Origin of the sequence: Kitasatospora sp. NPDC058162, assembly GCF_042884005.1 — a bacterium.
GTDB lineage: Bacteria > Actinomycetota > Actinomycetes > Streptomycetales > Streptomycetaceae > Kitasatospora.
In genome coordinates this window covers 24386-39868 of record NZ_JBHVUS010000045.1, presented here as the reverse complement: position 1 = coordinate 39868, position 15483 = coordinate 24386, and the positions used below count along the sequence as shown (strand labels likewise).

General features: G+C 74.8%; 15 protein-coding genes. 7 read left to right on the top strand and 8 right to left on the bottom strand.

Translation table 11 applies throughout. The features are described 5' to 3' along the window. Positions 1-98 precede the first annotated feature (98 nt). Positions 99-737 (top strand): TetR/AcrR family transcriptional regulator, encoded by a 639-nt coding sequence (locus tag ACFVXG_RS41275; RefSeq protein ID WP_387935571.1) that lies wholly within the window; start codon positions 99-101, stop codon positions 735-737. Between the two features lie 75 nt (positions 738-812). On the opposite strand, the gene ACFVXG_RS41270 is transcribed toward ACFVXG_RS41275, so the two are convergent. Beyond that, the gene (locus ACFVXG_RS41270) at positions 813-1694 is read right to left on the bottom strand and encodes an SDR family oxidoreductase (protein ID WP_387935569.1); all 882 of its coding nucleotides are present in this window, start codon (positions 1692-1694) and stop codon (positions 813-815) included. 113 nt (positions 1695-1807) lie between these two features. On the opposite strand from ACFVXG_RS41270, the gene ACFVXG_RS41265 reads away from it, so the two are divergent. Beyond that, positions 1808-2404 carry a TetR/AcrR family transcriptional regulator gene (locus ACFVXG_RS41265; protein WP_387935567.1) on the top strand — a complete coding sequence of 199 codons (597 nt, stop codon included), beginning with the start codon at positions 1808-1810 and terminating at the stop codon, positions 2402-2404. A gap of 76 nt (positions 2405-2480) precedes the next feature. Here the strand turns inward: ACFVXG_RS41265 and ACFVXG_RS41260 are convergent, their stop codons facing one another. Further along, entirely contained in the window at positions 2481-3404 is a 924-nt protein-coding gene (locus ACFVXG_RS41260; protein ID WP_387935565.1) for a glutaminase, read from the bottom strand. Positions 3405-3538: 134 nt separating this feature from the next. Here ACFVXG_RS41260 and ACFVXG_RS41255 point away from each other — a divergent pair, with 134 nt between their 5' ends. After that, positions 3539-3907, top strand: a complete 369-nt coding sequence (locus ACFVXG_RS41255; protein WP_387935563.1) for a hypothetical protein — start codon at positions 3539-3541, stop codon at positions 3905-3907. Here ACFVXG_RS41255 and ACFVXG_RS41250 read toward each other — a convergent pair whose 3' ends face one another. Further along, a complete protein-coding gene (locus ACFVXG_RS41250) occupies positions 3908-4831 on the bottom strand; it encodes a DUF4436 family protein (protein WP_387935561.1) in 924 nt (307 codons plus the stop codon). It lies immediately after the preceding gene. A gap of 287 nt (positions 4832-5118) precedes the next feature. Between ACFVXG_RS41250 and ACFVXG_RS41245 the strand changes: the two genes are divergently transcribed. Further along, complete coding sequence (locus ACFVXG_RS41245; protein WP_387935559.1) at positions 5119-6873, top strand: protein kinase; 1755 nt, start codon at positions 5119-5121, stop codon at positions 6871-6873. Positions 6874-6961: 88 nt separating this feature from the next. On the opposite strand, the gene tatA is transcribed toward ACFVXG_RS41245, so the two are convergent. Beyond that, positions 6962-7267 (bottom strand): Sec-independent protein translocase subunit TatA, encoded by a 306-nt coding sequence (tatA, locus tag ACFVXG_RS41240; protein ID WP_387935557.1) that lies wholly within the window; start codon positions 7265-7267, stop codon positions 6962-6964. Positions 7268-7500: 233 nt separating this feature from the next. Between tatA and ACFVXG_RS41235 the strand changes: the two genes are divergently transcribed. The 3 genes from ACFVXG_RS41235 to ACFVXG_RS41225 are packed head-to-tail and all read left to right on the top strand — an operon-like array spanning position 7501 to position 11218. After that, the gene (locus ACFVXG_RS41235; protein WP_387935555.1) at positions 7501-8697 is read left to right on the top strand and encodes an agmatine/peptidylarginine deiminase; all 1197 of its coding nucleotides are present in this window, start codon (positions 7501-7503) and stop codon (positions 8695-8697) included. Positions 8698-8747: 50 nt separating this feature from the next. Further along, a complete protein-coding gene (gene ureA / locus ACFVXG_RS41230; protein ID WP_387935553.1) occupies positions 8748-9497 on the top strand; it encodes an urease subunit gamma in 750 nt (249 codons plus the stop codon). After that, positions 9494-11218 carry an urease subunit alpha gene (locus ACFVXG_RS41225; RefSeq protein ID WP_387935551.1) on the top strand — a complete coding sequence of 575 codons (1725 nt, stop codon included), beginning with the start codon at positions 9494-9496 and terminating at the stop codon, positions 11216-11218. The genes ureA and ACFVXG_RS41225 overlap by 4 nt, the downstream gene beginning before the upstream one ends. Positions 11219-11256: 38 nt before the next feature. Here the strand turns inward: ACFVXG_RS41225 and ACFVXG_RS41220 are convergent, their stop codons facing one another. From ACFVXG_RS41220 to ACFVXG_RS41205, 4 genes are read right to left on the bottom strand one after another with little or no spacing between them, the layout of a single operon-like run. Further along, positions 11257-12486: an NADase-type glycan-binding domain-containing protein gene (locus ACFVXG_RS41220; protein ID WP_387935549.1), complete on the bottom strand. Its 1230-nt coding sequence runs from the start codon at positions 12484-12486 to the stop codon at positions 11257-11259. Between the two features lie 3 nt (positions 12487-12489). After that, a complete protein-coding gene (locus tag ACFVXG_RS41215; RefSeq protein WP_387935547.1) occupies positions 12490-13056 on the bottom strand; it encodes a phage tail protein I in 567 nt (188 codons plus the stop codon). After that, positions 13053-15014 (bottom strand): putative baseplate assembly protein, encoded by a 1962-nt coding sequence (locus tag ACFVXG_RS41210; RefSeq protein WP_387935545.1) that lies wholly within the window; start codon positions 15012-15014, stop codon positions 13053-13055. Before ACFVXG_RS41210 ends, ACFVXG_RS41215 begins: the two co-directional genes overlap by 4 nt. Continuing rightward, positions 15014-15469 carry a GPW/gp25 family protein gene (locus tag ACFVXG_RS41205; protein ID WP_387935543.1) on the bottom strand — a complete coding sequence of 152 codons (456 nt, stop codon included), beginning with the start codon at positions 15467-15469 and terminating at the stop codon, positions 15014-15016. The genes ACFVXG_RS41210 and ACFVXG_RS41205 overlap by 1 nt, the downstream gene beginning before the upstream one ends. Between the last annotated feature and the right edge of the window lie 14 nt (positions 15470-15483).

The following is a 15483-nucleotide window of genomic DNA, read 5'->3' as shown; positions in this document are numbered from 1 at the left end:
ACTGACCGAGCGCTCGGTCAATGACCCGCGCAAGGACGGGGGGAAGCGATTTCCGGCCCGCCCCTCCCCCGGCCGCCCCGCTCGTTACAGTGGCGGCCATGGCGATACGGGCGACGGGCACGGAACACGGGGGCTCCTGGGCACCGGGCGGCGCCGGCCGGGCACGGGCGTCCGCCAAGGGCGAGCAGACCCGGGCCAGGTTGATCGCGGCGGCCCGGACGCTGCTCGCGGGCGGCGACGCCGGGCGGTTCACCACCCGCAACGTGGCCGCGCTGTCCGGGGTTTCGCACGGGATGTGCCACTACCACTTCGCCGACCGCACCGATCTGATCGTCGCGGTGGTGGCCGACATCCGGCCCGAGTGGATCACCCCGCTGGAGGAGGCGGTGGACGGCCCGGGCCGCTTCACCGAACGGGCGGAACGGGTGCTGTCGCTGCTCACCCGGCCGGAGAGCCCCGACCTGGCCCGCCTGCACGCGGCGCTGCACTGGCTGGCGCTCAACGACGAGCGGGTGCGGGCCAGTCTGGAGGCGGAGTACGCGCGGTGGCGGTCCTGCTTCGTACGCCTGTTCCGGACGCTGGCGGACGAGCGCGGCGACGGCTCCGACCCCCGCCCGCTCGGCGAGGCCTTCGCCGCCGCCGTGGACGGGCTGGCCGCGATCGGCTCGCTGGACGGGACGGTGGACGCCGGGCGGGTGCTGCGGACGCTGATGGCCTCGCTGTCCGCCACCGGCTGACCGTAGTCGCCCGGCCCATACCGGCCCGGGCGACTACGGTCGCGCGGAGCGGGTGGCGCGCCGTCCGGGCGCGGCTCAGGGTTCGATGTTCTCCAGGTCGGCGAGCAGGCTCGGGTGGGTCGGCTGCCAGCCGAGGGTGGCGCGGGTGTGGGCGCTGGAGGCGGGCTGGTCGGCCGCGAAGATCGGGCCGAGGGTGCCGAAGCTCTCCTGCGGTACCGACTCGACGGGCAGGCCGAGCCGTCGGCCGATGACCGCGGCGATGTCGCGGACCGCGTCGCCCTCGTCGGCGACGGCGTGCCAGGAGCTTCCGGCCGGGGCCTGCTCCAGGGCGAGCCGGAACAGCACGGCGGCGTCCCGCGCGTGGACGGCCGGCCAGCGCTGGGCGCCGTCCGAGGGGTAGCCGGCGACGCCGGTACGGCGGGCGATGTCGGTGAGCAGCCCGGCGAATCCGCCCCGGCCCTCGTCGTGGACCGTGCGCGGAAGCCGTACCGCCGAGCTGCGCACGCCGCGGGTGGCGAGGTCGAGCGCGCGAGTCACCGACCGGCTGCGGCCGGCGACCGGCCCCTCGGTCGGCAGGGCGTCGGCCTCGGTGGAGGCCCGTCCCGGCAGGCGTGGGGTACCGGCCACGGTGACGAGCGGGCGGTCCGTGCCGACGAGGGTGTCGCCGAGCGTGGCGAGCGCGGCGGCCTCCTCGGCGACGCCCCGGGCCAGGGCGTCGGGCGAGCTGAAGTCGTTGCTGAAGGCGAGGTGGATGACGCCGTCGGCCCGCTCGGCGCCGGCTCGCAGCACGGCGAGGTCGGCGAGTGCGCCGCTGAGCACCTCGGCGCCGGCGGCCTCGGCGTGCGCCGCGGAGGCGTCGGAGCGGGCGAGGGCGGTGACCGAGTGTCCCGCGGCGATCAGTTCGGCGACGACGGCCGTACCGATGAGGCCGGTTCCGCCGGTGATGAAGACGCGCATGGTGGCTCCCCTGGGGAGGTGGGTGGGCAGGGCTCGGGCAAGTGATGAGACTTGGTCCCATCACTTCCACAGTAGCTGTGATGGGACTCGGTGTCATCACTTAGGATGTGCCCATGGCCAGATGGGAACCGAACGCGCGCGAACGCCTGGAGCGGGCCGCACTCGCGCTCTTCACCGAGCACGGGTACGACGCCACGACCGTCGCCGAGATCGCGGACCGCGCCGGGCTCAGCAAGAGCACCTTCTTCCGGCACTACGCCGACAAGCGGGAGGTGCTGTTCGGCGGGCAGAACGCGCTGGCGGAACGCTTCAGCGAGGCGATCCGGGCCACCGCGCCCTCGGCGACGATCGGCGCCTGCCTCGCCGCCGCACTGGAATCCGCCGCCCCCGCCTTCACTTCCGCCCGCCACGATCTCGCCCTTCAGCGGCGGGCGATCGTCGCCGCCAACAGCGAACTGCAGGAACGCGAACTGCTCAAGCGGGCCGGCCTCAGCTCCGCCGTCGCCGACGCCCTCCGGGCCCGTGGAGTCGACGACACCACCGCACGCCTGGCCGCCGAGCTGGGCATCCTCGCCTTCAGTACCGCCTTCGTGTGCTGGGCGACACCGGAGAACCAGCGGCCCTATGCCGAGATCGCGCACACCGCGCTGCGGGACCACCTCCAGGCTTGCGCGACCGTCCTCGGCGCGGAGCCCGACGTCCGGGCCTGATCCCGGACGCCGGCGCGTCCCGGCATCGCACCCGGGGCCCACTCGCCCGTGATAACCCTTGCCCGGACCGGGTCGGTCAGAACACCGACCAGCCGGTGAGGGTGGTGAAGGCGTCGAGGGCGGTGATCCCGGCCACCGAGTTGCCGTGGTCGTCCAGGGCCGGGCCCCAGGCACACAGGCCGCAGCGACCGGGGACGACGGCGATGATGCCTCCGCCGACCCCGCTCTTGGCGGGCAGTCCCACCCGGTGGGCGAACTCGCCGGCCGCGTCGTACGTGCCGCCGACCAGCATGACGGCGTTGATGCGCTTGGCCTCGCTGCGGGTGAGCAGCCGGGTGGCGTCGGCCCGGATTCCGTGCCGGGCAAACAGACAGGTGGCCAGGGCGAGGTCCTGGCAGGTCATGGCGATGGAGCACTGCTGGGTGTAGTGGTACAGCACGGTTCTGACCGGGTTGGCGAGCTTGCCGTGGTCGGCCAGCAGGTGGGCGAGGGCGGCGTTGCGGTGCCCGTGGCGCCGTTCGGAGCGGGCGATGCGGGGGTCGAAGTCGAGGGCGGGGTTGCCGCTCTCGGCGCGGAGGAACTCCCGCAGGGCTCCGCTGGCATCCCCGGTCAGGCTCTGCAGGCGGTCGGTGACCACCAGGGCGCCGGCGTTGACGAAGGGGTTGCGCGGGATGCCGCGCTCACGCTCCAGCTGGGCCAGGGAGTTGAACGGGGATCCGGAGGGCTCCTTGCCGACGCGCTGCCACAGCGTGTCGCCGTCCGCCGCCAGGACCAGCGCGAGCGCGAAGACCTTGGAGAGGGACTGGATGGAGAACGGCACCCGCCAGTCCCCCGTGCCGCGGACCGGCCCGGGGTCGGCGGCGGGGGCGGGGGCGATCGCGAACCCGAAGGCGGCGGGGTCGACCCGGGCCAGTGCCGGGATGTAGGAGGCGACCGTGCCGGTGGCGGCTGCCTGCCGGGCGGCTCGGGACACCTCGTCGAGCACGTCCTGGTCGTCCATGAGTCCCCCCGCGGTCCGACGTCGTTGTCAGGCAGGGTCAAGGATGCGCGCGATGGAGAAACAAGGGGAAGGCGCGTGCACCTGCGAGTAAGGTGACCGAGGGAACACAGGCACTCGCTGAGAGTTGTAACACCATGTCGGACCAGCTGCCCGAAGACCCGGGCCGGCTCGAAACGATCACCCGGACCATCGGCATCGACGAGCTCACCTCCAGCCCGGTGGCCATCAAGTGCATGGGCCGCACCTACACCGCCGCCGCGGTCGACGGCGTCATCCAGATCCACGACCGCACCGACATCACCCATCCCCGCCCGCTGGGCAGAGCCAGCCCCGCCCCCGCCGTCGGCGACTGGGAGCTCACCGACCCTCAGGGCTTCGTGCTGGCCCACACCCACGACCTGCTCCACGCCCTGTCCCTGCTCCGCCTGGCGCAATGGCCCCCACTCGACCAGTCACCCGGTGGCACTGCCACCTTCGGTCGCCGGCGGCCCGCCGCGGGCTGATCACGCCGCGTCGGCCTCGGCCTCCTTCTCGCGGCGCAGCCGGTGCTCGGTGCGGATGCCGCACCAGGCGGTGCAGGCCAGGCTCGCGGCGATGATCCCTTCGGCCCAGAAGAACGCGACGTAGTCCATCAGCGATCCGATCGGCGGCGCGCCGGGGGCGGCGTTGCGCATCCCGATCAGGGCGAACAGGCTGGCCGCCATCCAGCCCAGGGAGGGCCAGACCAGGCCCTCGCGCTTGCGGTAGAGCACCTCGGCGGCGCCCAGGACGGCCAGGGCGAGGGCCCACATCGCCGCGATCATGAACCAGGAGAGGATGAAGGTGCTGCGGGAGCGGGTGATCTTCGTGTCCAGGCTCACCGCGCCGTTGTTCGCGGTGGTGGCCTGCGGGCGCAGCACGAAGAACGGGTCGGTGTCGGTGAAGACGACGCCGACCGGCACGGCCGCGCCCGCGCTGGTGGCGGCGAAGCCGGCCTCCATGCGGTAGCGGTCGAAGGGGTAGTCGGTCTTGGTGCCGTCGTACATCCCCACCTGGACGAGCTGGGAGGGCGCGGCCTCCCCCTCGGCCGCCTTGATGGTGACCCTGGGGGTGCCGGTGACGGTGATCTCGGCCGGGCGGGCGAAGGCCTGGGAGCCCGGTCCGGCGGCGAAGCGGCCGTGCGGGACGGGTGTGACGTAGAGCGTCAGCTGCTGGGCCGTCGGGTCGACGTCCTGCGCGGTGACGTCGAGTTCGATCCAGTCGGCCGCCGAGGGGACGGCCAGCTCGCGGGTCTGCTCGCGGGTGTTGCGCTCGTTGAGGTAGAGGCCGATGCCGCTGCCGCACAGGGCGACGACCATGGCCAGCAGGACGGCGAAGCGCCAGCTGCGGCGGGGGGCTCGGGGCGGCGTCGCGGGGGGTGCGCCGGTCTCGTCGATGGTGGCCTGCACGGTGGTCCTTCCTGGAACGCGCGTCGGCGGAGGGGCGGGGTCGCCGCCGGCCACGCGGCCGCGCGCGGTGTTTCGTCCGGCGCTTTCCTCTGGGTTGCCCCGCATCCTCCATCAAACTGAAAATTCAGTCAATTGCCCGAATCGCTCCAGGTCGCCCCATCCCCTCTCACCAGGCTTTCACCGGCCCTGCGCCGGGCCCGCTGCGCCTTCCCCTGACGGAGCCTCTAAACTTCGCCGCGATGCCATCCGTGTCACACCCCTCCTTGTCCGCCGAGAGAGGCCGCCCCATGTCCGCTGACCGCTCCCCCTTCGCCCTCCAGCCGGTCTTCCAGGCGCTGACCGCGGACGACCCGCGCGAGGTCGGCGGCCACCTGCTGTACGCGCGGCTCGGCGCCGGCGGCATGGGCCGGGTCTACCTCGCGTACACCCCGGGCGGCCGCCCGGTGGCGCTCAAGGTGGTGCGCCCCGAGCTGGCCGGGGACCCCGACTTCCGGGCCCGGTTCGCCCAGGAGGTGGCCAGCGCCCGGCTCATCCACGGACTGTTCACCGCCCAACTGGTCGACGCCGACCCGGACGCCGCCACCCCCTGGCTGGCCACCGCCTACGTGCCCGGCCCCTCGCTCCAGCAGGTGGTGCAGCGGTACGGCCCGCTCCCGGAGCGCACCGTGCTGCTGCTGGTGGCCGGGATCGCCGAGGCACTCCAGGCGATCCACGCCAGCGGGGTGGTGCACCGCGACCTCAAGCCCGGCAATGTGCTGATCGCCGCCGACGGCCCCCGGGTGATCGACTTCGGCATCGCCCGGGCCGCCGACGCCGTCGCCCTGACCGGCACCGGGCTGCAGATCGGCTCCCCCGCCTACATGGCCCCCGAACAGGCCATGGGGCAGCCCGCGACCACGGCCACCGACGTCCACGCCCTCGGCGCGCTCGCCGTCCACGTCGCGGGCGGCGCCCCGCCCTTCGGCGACGGCCCGCACCCCGCGACGCTCTACCGGACCGTCCACGAGGAGCCCGACCTCGACCGGGTGCCGGAGGGTCTGCGCGACCTGCTCCGGCGCTGCCTGGCCAAGCGCCCCGAGGACCGGCCGACCACCGCCGAGGTGATCGCCGCGGCCGCCGGCCACCCCGCGGTGGACGGACACCTCAGGTTCGGCGAGGACTGGCTGCCGCAGCCGCTGACCAGCCAGATCACCCGGCACGCCGAGCTGCCGCAGGTGCCCGCCGAGGCCGCCGGGGCCGCCGGGGCCGCCGGGCCCGGGCTGAACGCGGCTCCGACGGTGCTCGCGCCGGCGGCGACGCCGACGCCGACCGTGCTCGCGGCCGTACCGACCGTGCTCGCGGCCGTACCGGCCGCGCCGGCCGTACCCGATGCGGCGCCCGCTCCTGCCGTTCCTGCCGCGACCGCCGCAGCCGTCGCTCCGGCGCGGCCCAGGCGGGTCCGCGGGCGCACCGCGCTGGTCGCCGTCGTCGCCCTGGCCGTCGGGGCCGCGGCCGCGGCGTTCGTGCTCGACGACCCGGGCCAGGTGGAGGCGGCGACGGCCGAGACCCCGGTGTCCGATTCCCCCGCGCCCGGCGCGCCCACGGCCTCGCCGACGCCCACCGGACCGTCGGGCGCCGCGCGCCCCACCACGCCCGCACCGACCCGCCCCTCGCCGGGGCCCGCCGCCGACTTCACGGCCGACTACCGGGCCGTCGAACTCACCTCGGCCGACCCCGGCTACGAGTTCGACCTCGCCGCGGGCACGGTGGTGCCGACCGAGAGCGTGAACTGGTACGTGGGGCGCAGCGACAGCGAGTTCTTCGTCCCGGAGAACGCCGACTCCTACATCGGCCGGGACGCCGGCCTCGGCGTCGCCGAGTGCCTCCAGGGGCTCGGCAGCCACCCCACCACCCGGGTGCCGTTCAGCGCGGTCGGCCCGCGCGGCGCCTTCTGCGTCCGGTCCGCGGACGGCAAGGAGCTGGCCGTGGTGCGGGTGCTGTCGACCGCGGGCGGCGACGGGCCGGTCAGGGTGTCGCTGGACCACTACCGCCGCAACGGCTGACCGGTCGGTGATGCCGAGAGCCCGCCGCTCCTCCCCTCGCGGGTGGGGCGACGGGCTCTCGGCATGGCCGGGGCTCCGGCCGGGCCGGTCAGACCGGGCGCCGAGCCGTCTCGGGCGTGCCGGTCGGGGGCGTACCAGGCGTGGGCGTACCGGGCGTGGGCGTAGCCACAGCCGCCGGGCCGGGCGTCGTCGTGCCGGCGGCAGGCGTGCCGGTGGCGGGCGTGCTGGTGGCGGGCTGGTCCTCCTCCCGCATGGCCGCCGTCTCCGCCTTGAGGATCCGCATCGACTTGCCCAGTCCGCGCGCCATCTCGGGCAGCTTCTTGGACCCGAAGAGCAGCACCACGACCGCCAGCACCACCAGCAGGTGCCAGGGCTCCAGTCCGTTGCGCAGCATCGCCGCCTCACCCGTCCTTTCGTCGTCGGGACCGGGGCCGTGTGCGGGCGGCCCGGGTCGTCTCGGGGTGGTTTGGGTGGCTTCACCCTAAAGCTTGACTGATTTTTCAGTCAATGCGAGAGTGCAGTTCCCGACAGGCCGGGCGACTGCGCCCGCCGCCGACCGGTGCCGCGCGCACTCCTGCGAGCCCCGCCGCACCGGACGACCCACCCTCGGCCCCACCGGAGTCCACCGTGTTCCAGTCCTCCCTCGCGCGCCGCACGGTGCTGCGTTCCCTCGCCGGCGCCGGTCTGATCGCGGCCGGCGCGACCGCCTGCGCGGCCACCGACGACCCGGCGGAGCCCGCCGCCCCGTCCTCCGCCGCCACCACCGCCGACCAGCCGTCCGCGGGCGCCTCCGCGGCACCCGACGCGCCCGCCCCGGCCCGCGGCCGCCGGCTCGGGGGCGAGTGGGAGAAGCACGAGCGGACCTTCATGGCCTGGCCCGCCTCCGAGAACGTCTGGGGCGAACAGCTCGGGGCCGTCCGCAAGGACATCGCCTCGGTGGCCCGGGCCATCGGCGGGCGCGAGCCGCTGGTCCTGCTGGTGCGCCCCGGTCAGGAGGACTCGGCCCGCAACGCCTGCGGCAAGGACGTCGAGCTGCTGTCCGTCCCGGTGGACGACCTGTGGGCCCGCGACACCGTCCCGGTGTTCGTCGAGGAGGGCGGCAAGGTCAAGGGCGTCGACTTCAACTTCAGCGGCTGGGGCGGCAAGCAGCAGCACGACAACGACGCGCGGATCGCCCGGGCCGTCCTGGACAAGTACGGGATCGAGCGGGTCGCGACCCAACTGGTCGCCGAGGGCGGCTCGTTCGAGACCGACGGCCAGGGCACCCTGATGGTCACCGAGAGCTCGATCGTCAACGCCAACCGGAACCCGGGCCGCGACCGCGACCAGATCGAGGCCGAGCTCAAGCAGGCGCTGGGCGTCACCAAGGTGATCTGGCTGGCCGGCGTCAGGGGCAAGGACATCACCGACGCCCACGTGGACTGCCTGGCCCGCTTCGCCGCCCCCGGCGTGGTCTTCCTGGACCGGGCCTTCCCCGGCATGCCCGCGGACGTCTGGTCCCGCTCCGCCGACCAGGCCCGGGCCGTGCTGGCGGACGCCACCGACGCCACCGGCAAGAAGCTCAAGGTGATCGAGATCAGCCAGCCCGACCCGGACCGGATCACCGGCCGCGGCGACGCCTTCGTCTCCTCGTACATGAACTTCTACATCGGCAACAAGGGCGTCTACCTGCCGCTGTTCGGCGACGCCAAGGCCGACGGGCACGCCCAGGACGTCTTCAAGGACCAGTTCCCGGACCGCGAGATCGTCCCCGTGCAGATCGACACCATCGCCTCCGGCGGCGGCGGCATCCACTGCTCGACCCACGACCAGCCCGCCGCCTGACCCCGAGCCGCCCTTTCGGCGCACCCCGCACCGAGGGAGAAGGAGCCCCCGTGCAGCTGACCCCCACCGAACGCGACCGGCTGCTGATCTTCACCGCCGCCGAACTCGCCCGCGCCCGCCGCGCCCGCGGCCTGCGGCTGAACGTCCCCGAGGCCACCGCGCTGATCTCGGACACCGTCTGCGAGGCCGCCCGCGACGGCCTCCGGCTGGCGGAGGCCGTCCACCGCGGCCGCACCGTGCTCTCCCCCGCCGACGTCCTGCCCGGCGTCCCCGACCTGGTCACCGAGATCCAGGTCGAGGCGGTGTTCCAGGACGGCACCCGGCTCGCCGTGATCGCCGACCCCTTCGGCGGCGGCGGCCTCGGCGAGGCCGCGCCCGGCGCCGTGCTCCCCGGCCGCGGCGCCGAGCCGCTGCCCACGCCGGCCCGCACGCTGACCGTCCGCAACACCGCGGACGTGCCGGTCTCGGTCACCTCGCACTTCCACTTCTTCGAGGCCAACCCGCGGCTGGCCTTCGACCGGGCCGCCGCCTACGGCATGCACCTGGCCGTCCCGGCCGGCTCCTCGGTGCGCTTCGACCCGGGCGCCGACGTCGAGGTCGGGCTGGTCCCGATCGGCGGCGAGCGGGTCGCGATCGGCTTCGCCGGGCTGGTGGACGGACCGCTGGACTCGCCCCGGGTCCGGCGGGAGGCGCTGCGCCGGGCGGCCGAACAGGGCTACCTCGGGGCGAGCGGCGCGAGCGACGCGAGCAGTGCCAGCGGTGCCAGCAGTGACGACGAGGCGGAGGAGAGCCAACCGTGAGCAGCAGCATCGGCAGCGGGTCGATCGAGGCGGCCGAGTACGCCGCCGTGCACGGCCCGCGGGCCGGGGACCGGGTCCGGCTCGGGGACAGCGGGCTGGTCGTCCGGGTCGAGTCCGACTCCCAGCGGCCGGGCGACGAGTTCCTGACCGGCTTCGGCAAGACCGCCCGCGACGGCATCCACCTCAAGGCCGCGGCGGTCCGCGACACCTGCGACCTGGTGATCAGCAACGTGCTGGTGATCGACGCGGTCCAGGGCATCCGCAAGACCTCGATCGGCATCCGGGAGGGCCGGATCGCCTCGATCGGGCGGGCCGGCAACCCGGACACCCTGGACGGCGTCGAGGTGGTGGTCGGCACCGGGACGGCGATCGTCTCCGGCGAGGGCCTGATCCTCACCGCCGGGGCCATCGACACCCACGTCCACCTGATGTCCCCCCGGATCATGGAGGCCTCGCTCGCCTCCGGCGTCACCACCATCATCGGCCAGGAGTTCGGCCCGGCCTGGGGCGTCGGCGTCAACTCACCGTGGGCGCTGCGCCACGCCTTCAACGCCTTCGACGCCTGGCCCGTCAACATCGGCTTCCTGGGCCGCGGTTCGTCCTCCCACCCGGCCCCGCTGGTGGAGGCCCTGGCCGAGGGCGGCGCCTGCGGGTTCAAGGTGCACGAGGACATGGGCGCGCACACCCGGGCGCTGGACACCGCGCTCTCCGTCGCGGAGGTCCATGACGTCCAAGTCGCCCTGCACACCGACGGGTTGAACGAGTGCCTGTCGGTCGAGGACACCCTGCGGGTGCTCGAGGGCCGGACCATCCACGCCTTCCACATCGAGGGCTGCGGCGGCGGACACGTCCCCAACGTGCTCAAGATGGCCGGGGTGCCGAACGTCATCGGCTCCTCCACCAACCCCACCCTGCCGTACGGCCGGGACGCGATCGCCGAGCACTACGGCATGATCGTCTCCGTCCACGGGCTGAAGACCGACCTGCCCGGCGACGCCGCCATGGCCCGCGACCGCATCCGCGGCGGCACGATGGGCGCCGAGGACGTGCTGCACGACCTCGGGGCGATCGGCATCACCTCCTCCGACGCCCAGGGCATGGGCCGCGCCGGCGAGACCGTGCGCCGCACCTTCGCCATGGCCGGCAAGATGAAGGCCGAGCGCGGACCGATGGAGGGCGACGGCCCGTCCGACGACAACGAGCGGGTGCTGCGCTACATCGCCAAGCTCACCATCAACCCGGCCATCGCCCACGGGCTCTCGCACGAGGTCGGCTCGGTGGAGGTCGGCAAGCTCGCCGACCTGGTGCTGTGGAACCCCGCCTCCTTCGGCGCCAAGCCGTACCTAGTCCTCAAGGCCGGCTTCCCCGCCTACGGCGTCACCGGCGACCCCAACGCCGCCACCGAGAGCTGCCAACCCCTCGTCCTGGGGCCCCTGTTCGGCGCCCACGGCGCCACCCCCGCCGACCTGTCGGTGGCCTTCACCAGCCGCGCCGCCGCCGAGGCCGGCACCGGCGACCGCCCCTACGACAGCATGACCACCCGGCGCCGACGGGTCGCCGTCCGCCACACCCGCGGCATCGGGCCGGCCGACCTGGTCCGCAACAGCCGCCTCGGACAGATCCTGGTCGACGGGCAGCAGGGCCTGGTCACCCTCGACGGCGCCCCGCTGTACTCCGACCCCGCCGAGGAGGTCCCGCTGAACCGCCTGTACTTCCTCTGACACCTCCCGCCGGGGCGGCGGCCCCGGCGGGCGCCCCTTCAGGTCCGCTTGAAGAACTCCACCTCGGCCAGCGCGATGGTGCGGCCCGGGCCGGTGCCCGCCGCCTCGCGGACGGTCAGCTTCACCTGGGCGACGTCGCTGATCCCGGTCACCACGGTCTGTGGGCCCGGCTGGTCGTTGAGCGTGACCTGCTTGCGGTGCACCTCCCCGTCCGAGGCCGTCACCTCCAGGGCGAGCACCAACGGGCGGGCCTGCCTACGGAACTCCTCCGGGTCGGCGGACCCACCGGTGCTGACGATCAGGTCCACCAGCCGGAACGGGGTGCGGAAGGTGAAGCTGATGGAGTCCCCGATCGCGGGCGCGCCCCAGTAGGTGTTGGAGACCCCGTCGTCGGCCGCGCTCGCGGGATGGCCCTCGACTGCGGCGCTCGCCGTGGTCACCGAGGGCGCGATCGGCGCGGTGCTGCCCAGCTTGTCCAGCACGTCCTGGTAGGCGTTCTTGCCGAGCGGCCACAGCAGGATCCCCGCCGCCACCAGCGCGAGCAGCACGATCAGCGCGATGGTGCGGCGCAGCGCGTTGCCCGAGCCGCCGATCCGCACCCGGCGCCGGAACGGCCACCGGGTGCGCCACCAGGGCAACTCGGGGGCGGGGGTGGGGGCGGTCAGCGGTGCCGCGCAGCGGCGGCAGAACCGGCGCTCGGGCAGGTTGGGCGTGCCGCAGCGGGGGCAGGGCGGGCCGTCCTGGGCCTCCTCGACGGCGGAGGACCGGACGACGGGGCGCGGCGCGACGGGCTTGGCGGGCTGCACGGCCACCGGGTCGGTCTGCGGTGCGGCGGGTGGTTCGGGTGCCGGGTCGGGCTTGGGATCGGGGGTCGGTTCAAGCTTGGGTTCGGGCTTGGGTTCCGCTGCGGGCGCCGGTCCGGGCGCTGCCGGGGTGGCGGTCGAACGCGAGGTCTCGGCGGCGAGCGGCTCGGGGGCCGCGGGCTCCGGGGCGGCGGGCGGCTCGGTGCGCCGGCTGCGGCTGGTGACCCGCCGGGAGACGTTCCGCCAGCTGCGCGAGGTGTCGGGCGCAGCCGGCTCGGGCGCAGGCTTGGGCTCGGGCTTGGGCGCAGCAGGTTCGGGCGCAGCCTCGGGCTCGGGTTCCGCCGCGACGGGCGCGGGCCCCGCCGGGGCGGGTGCGCGGCGCGACCACCCCAGGTAGGCACCGCAGTTGCCGCAGAAGTCGTCGCCTTCCGCGTTGGCCGTTCCGCATTCGGGACACACCGGCATCCGTCAGCCCTCCGCTCGCCCGGGTGGACCGGGCAGGATCTCGACCCGGCAGGTCAGGTGGACCGGGCAGCCCGCCCGGACGACGGACAGCACCTGCTCCTCGTCCAGCCCCGCGCCGCCCAGCGGCCAGACCCGGACCAGCACCTCGCCGCCGCCCGGCGCGGGCGGCAGGACGCCGCCGGGGTCGGTGGACCGGACGGCGCCGCCGCCGTCCGTGATCTCGGCCCCGGCGCCCAGCACCAGGCGCAGCCGCTCGGCGAGCCCGCGCCGGGTGCCGCGCCACCGGTGGAGTTCCACCGCGCTTCCGACCACGGCCCGGCGCACCTCGTCCGGCCAGGCCGGGTCGACCTCCACCGCGACCCAGGAGGCCAGCCAGTCCAGGAAGTCGGCCGGCGCGAGCTCGGGCCGGAAGTAGGCGGGCAGGTTGTCCAGGGTGGCGAAGACCGGGGCGAGGACGGTGTCCAGGCCGGCCGTGAACCGCTGGGCGAAGTCGTCCTCGGCGAAGAGCGCGGGCAGCAGTTCGCCGATCGGGTGCGGGCTGGGCAGTCCCGGGACGGCGGCACGGGTCATGACGCGCCGTCCTCTCCGGCCGCCGTGACCACGACCTGGTGCTGGTGCGAGAACACCAGGGCGTCCGGCGGGATGTCGACCCGCTCGGCGGGCGCGCCCCGGCGTCCGGTGATCGGGTCGGCCGGGAACAGCCGCAGCTCCTCGACCCCGGCGACGGCGGCCACCCGTTGGAGCACCGCGAACACCTCCCCGTACTGCACCGCCCGGCCGAACGGCCAGCCCGTGCCGTCGGCGCCGCCGCGCAGCGGGTTGAGGTACCGGTAGAGCTCGTCCAGCACCGCCTCGCGGACCCGGTCGGGGTCCGCGGCGCGGGTGGTGAGTCGGGCGACCACGGTCACGCCCTGGTAGGCGGGCGGCTGGACGAGCACCCGGGTGCCGATCAGCCGCCGCTCGTCCAGCGCGCTCGCCACGACGGCCAACACCTGCTCGTCCGGGATGAGTTGCTCGAAGCGCAGCCGCTCGCCCTCGTCGGCGACGGCCTCCGGCACCACCAGCACCCGTACCGCCCCGGCCTCCCCGCCGGTGGCGGGCACGCAGCTGACCCGGGCGGCGGAGGGCGCGGCCTGCCGGGCGATCAGCTCGAAGTCCCCGGCGGTGACGGCGCGTTCCTGCAGCCGCAGCTGGTGCGGGGCGCGCGCCTTGGCGTTCTCCACCGTCTCGCCGTCGACCCCGCCCCGGGCCGCCTCCCGGTTGTCCACCCGGGCGATGTACGGGACGGAGCTGCGCAGCACCGTGACGGTGTTGCGGGCCACGTTGCCCGCGACCCCGCCGCCGGTGCGGTACTGCGGGACGCGCAGCCGGGCGCCCTTGGGCGGCACCGCGCCGAAGGCGCGCAGGCTGCCGTCCGGTTCGCGGACGGCGGGCGGCAGGTGGAACTCGCCGTTGGTGGCGTCGAGCACCACGTGCCGGTCGGTCGGCGCGGACTCGCCGAAGTGCTCGACGACCGTCCAGCGCTGCCAGCCCTCCCCGGCCGAGACCTCGACCACCGGCGGTCCGCCGTCCAGCAGCACCGGCGGCCGGCTCAGCCGGAAGCGCTGCCCGGCGACGCCCTCGGAGGTGCCCAGCGGCGCGTCGGTGACGGTCTGGGCGTGCACGGCGGTGGCGGTGCCGCCGACGGTGAACACCTCGGCCCGGCGCACCGTCGGGGACTCGGAGTAGAACGGCTGGCCCGGCCGGGGTTCGGTCACCCGGCAGCGCAGCCAGCCGGCCCGCCGCCCGGCCACCACCGAGGCGGTGTGGCCGGCGGGCACGAACACCACCACCTCGCCGGGCCGGTTGAGGCCGCCGGTGGTGTCGCTGCCGGTCTCGCAGGCGATCCAGCGGGCGCCGTCCCACACCTCCCAGACCAGCGGCGGCTGGCGCGGGTCGACACCGACGCCCTCCACCCGGCTGTCCAGCCGGACGGCCAGGATGCAGCGCGGCACCACGGCGGGCAGGGCGAACAGCATGGCGTCCCCGGCCGCCGGGCGCGGCTGGAAGCAGGGCACGTCGACGCCGTCCGCGAGTCGGCCGGTGACGTCGGCCTGCTCCCCGGTGGCGGATACGGTGACCAGCCGCTCCAGCGAGCTGGGCACGATCGGGAGGTCCTCGGCGGTGGCGAAGACCACCGCGTCGTCGGTCTCGGTGCGCAGCGTGGACACCTCGGTGCCGGCGCGCAGCAGGACCGTCTCGGGCTGCGGGGCGGAGAGCCAGAAGTCGACCTCGGCCCGGGCGGCGGCGGGCGGGAACAGCCGGATGCCCAGCAGGTCCAGGAAGGCGGTGTAGTTCTTCTCCGGCACCCGGTTCAGCCGGTAGAGCAGCTGGTCGACCAGGTAGGCGAAGGTCTCGATCAGGGTGACGCCCGGGTCGGAGACGTTGTGGTCGGTCCACTCCGGGGCGCGCTGCTGCACGTACCGCTTGGCCTCGTCGACGAGTTGCTGGAAGCGGCGGTCGTCCAGGTTCGGGGAGGGCAGTGCCATCAGCGGGCACCCCCGTCCACGGCGGCGGCGGCCGGTGCCAGGTCCGGGGTCTCCGCTCCCGGGGACTCCGGGATGGTGTAGAAGGGGAAGACCAGGTTGCGGCGGTCGTTGGTGGCCCGCACGGTGTAGTGGACGTCGATGTAGAGCGTGCCCTCGTCGACCCGGTCGAAGGCGATCACCACGTCGTCGACCGTGATCCGCGGCTCCCAGCGCTCCAGCGCGATCCGCACCTCGCGGGCGATCCGCCCGGCGGTGGTGCTGTCGCCCGGGGCGAAGACGTACTCGTGGACGCCGCAGCCGAACTCCGGGCGCATCGGCCGCTCGCCGGGGGCGGTGCCGAGGATCAGCCGGATCGCCTCGGCGATCTCCCGGTCCCGCTCGACCATGCCGATGCCGCCGGTGGCGTTCACCCGCAGCGGGAAGGCCCAGCCGCGGCCGATGAAGTCGCTGCTCATGCGCCCGCCCCCGC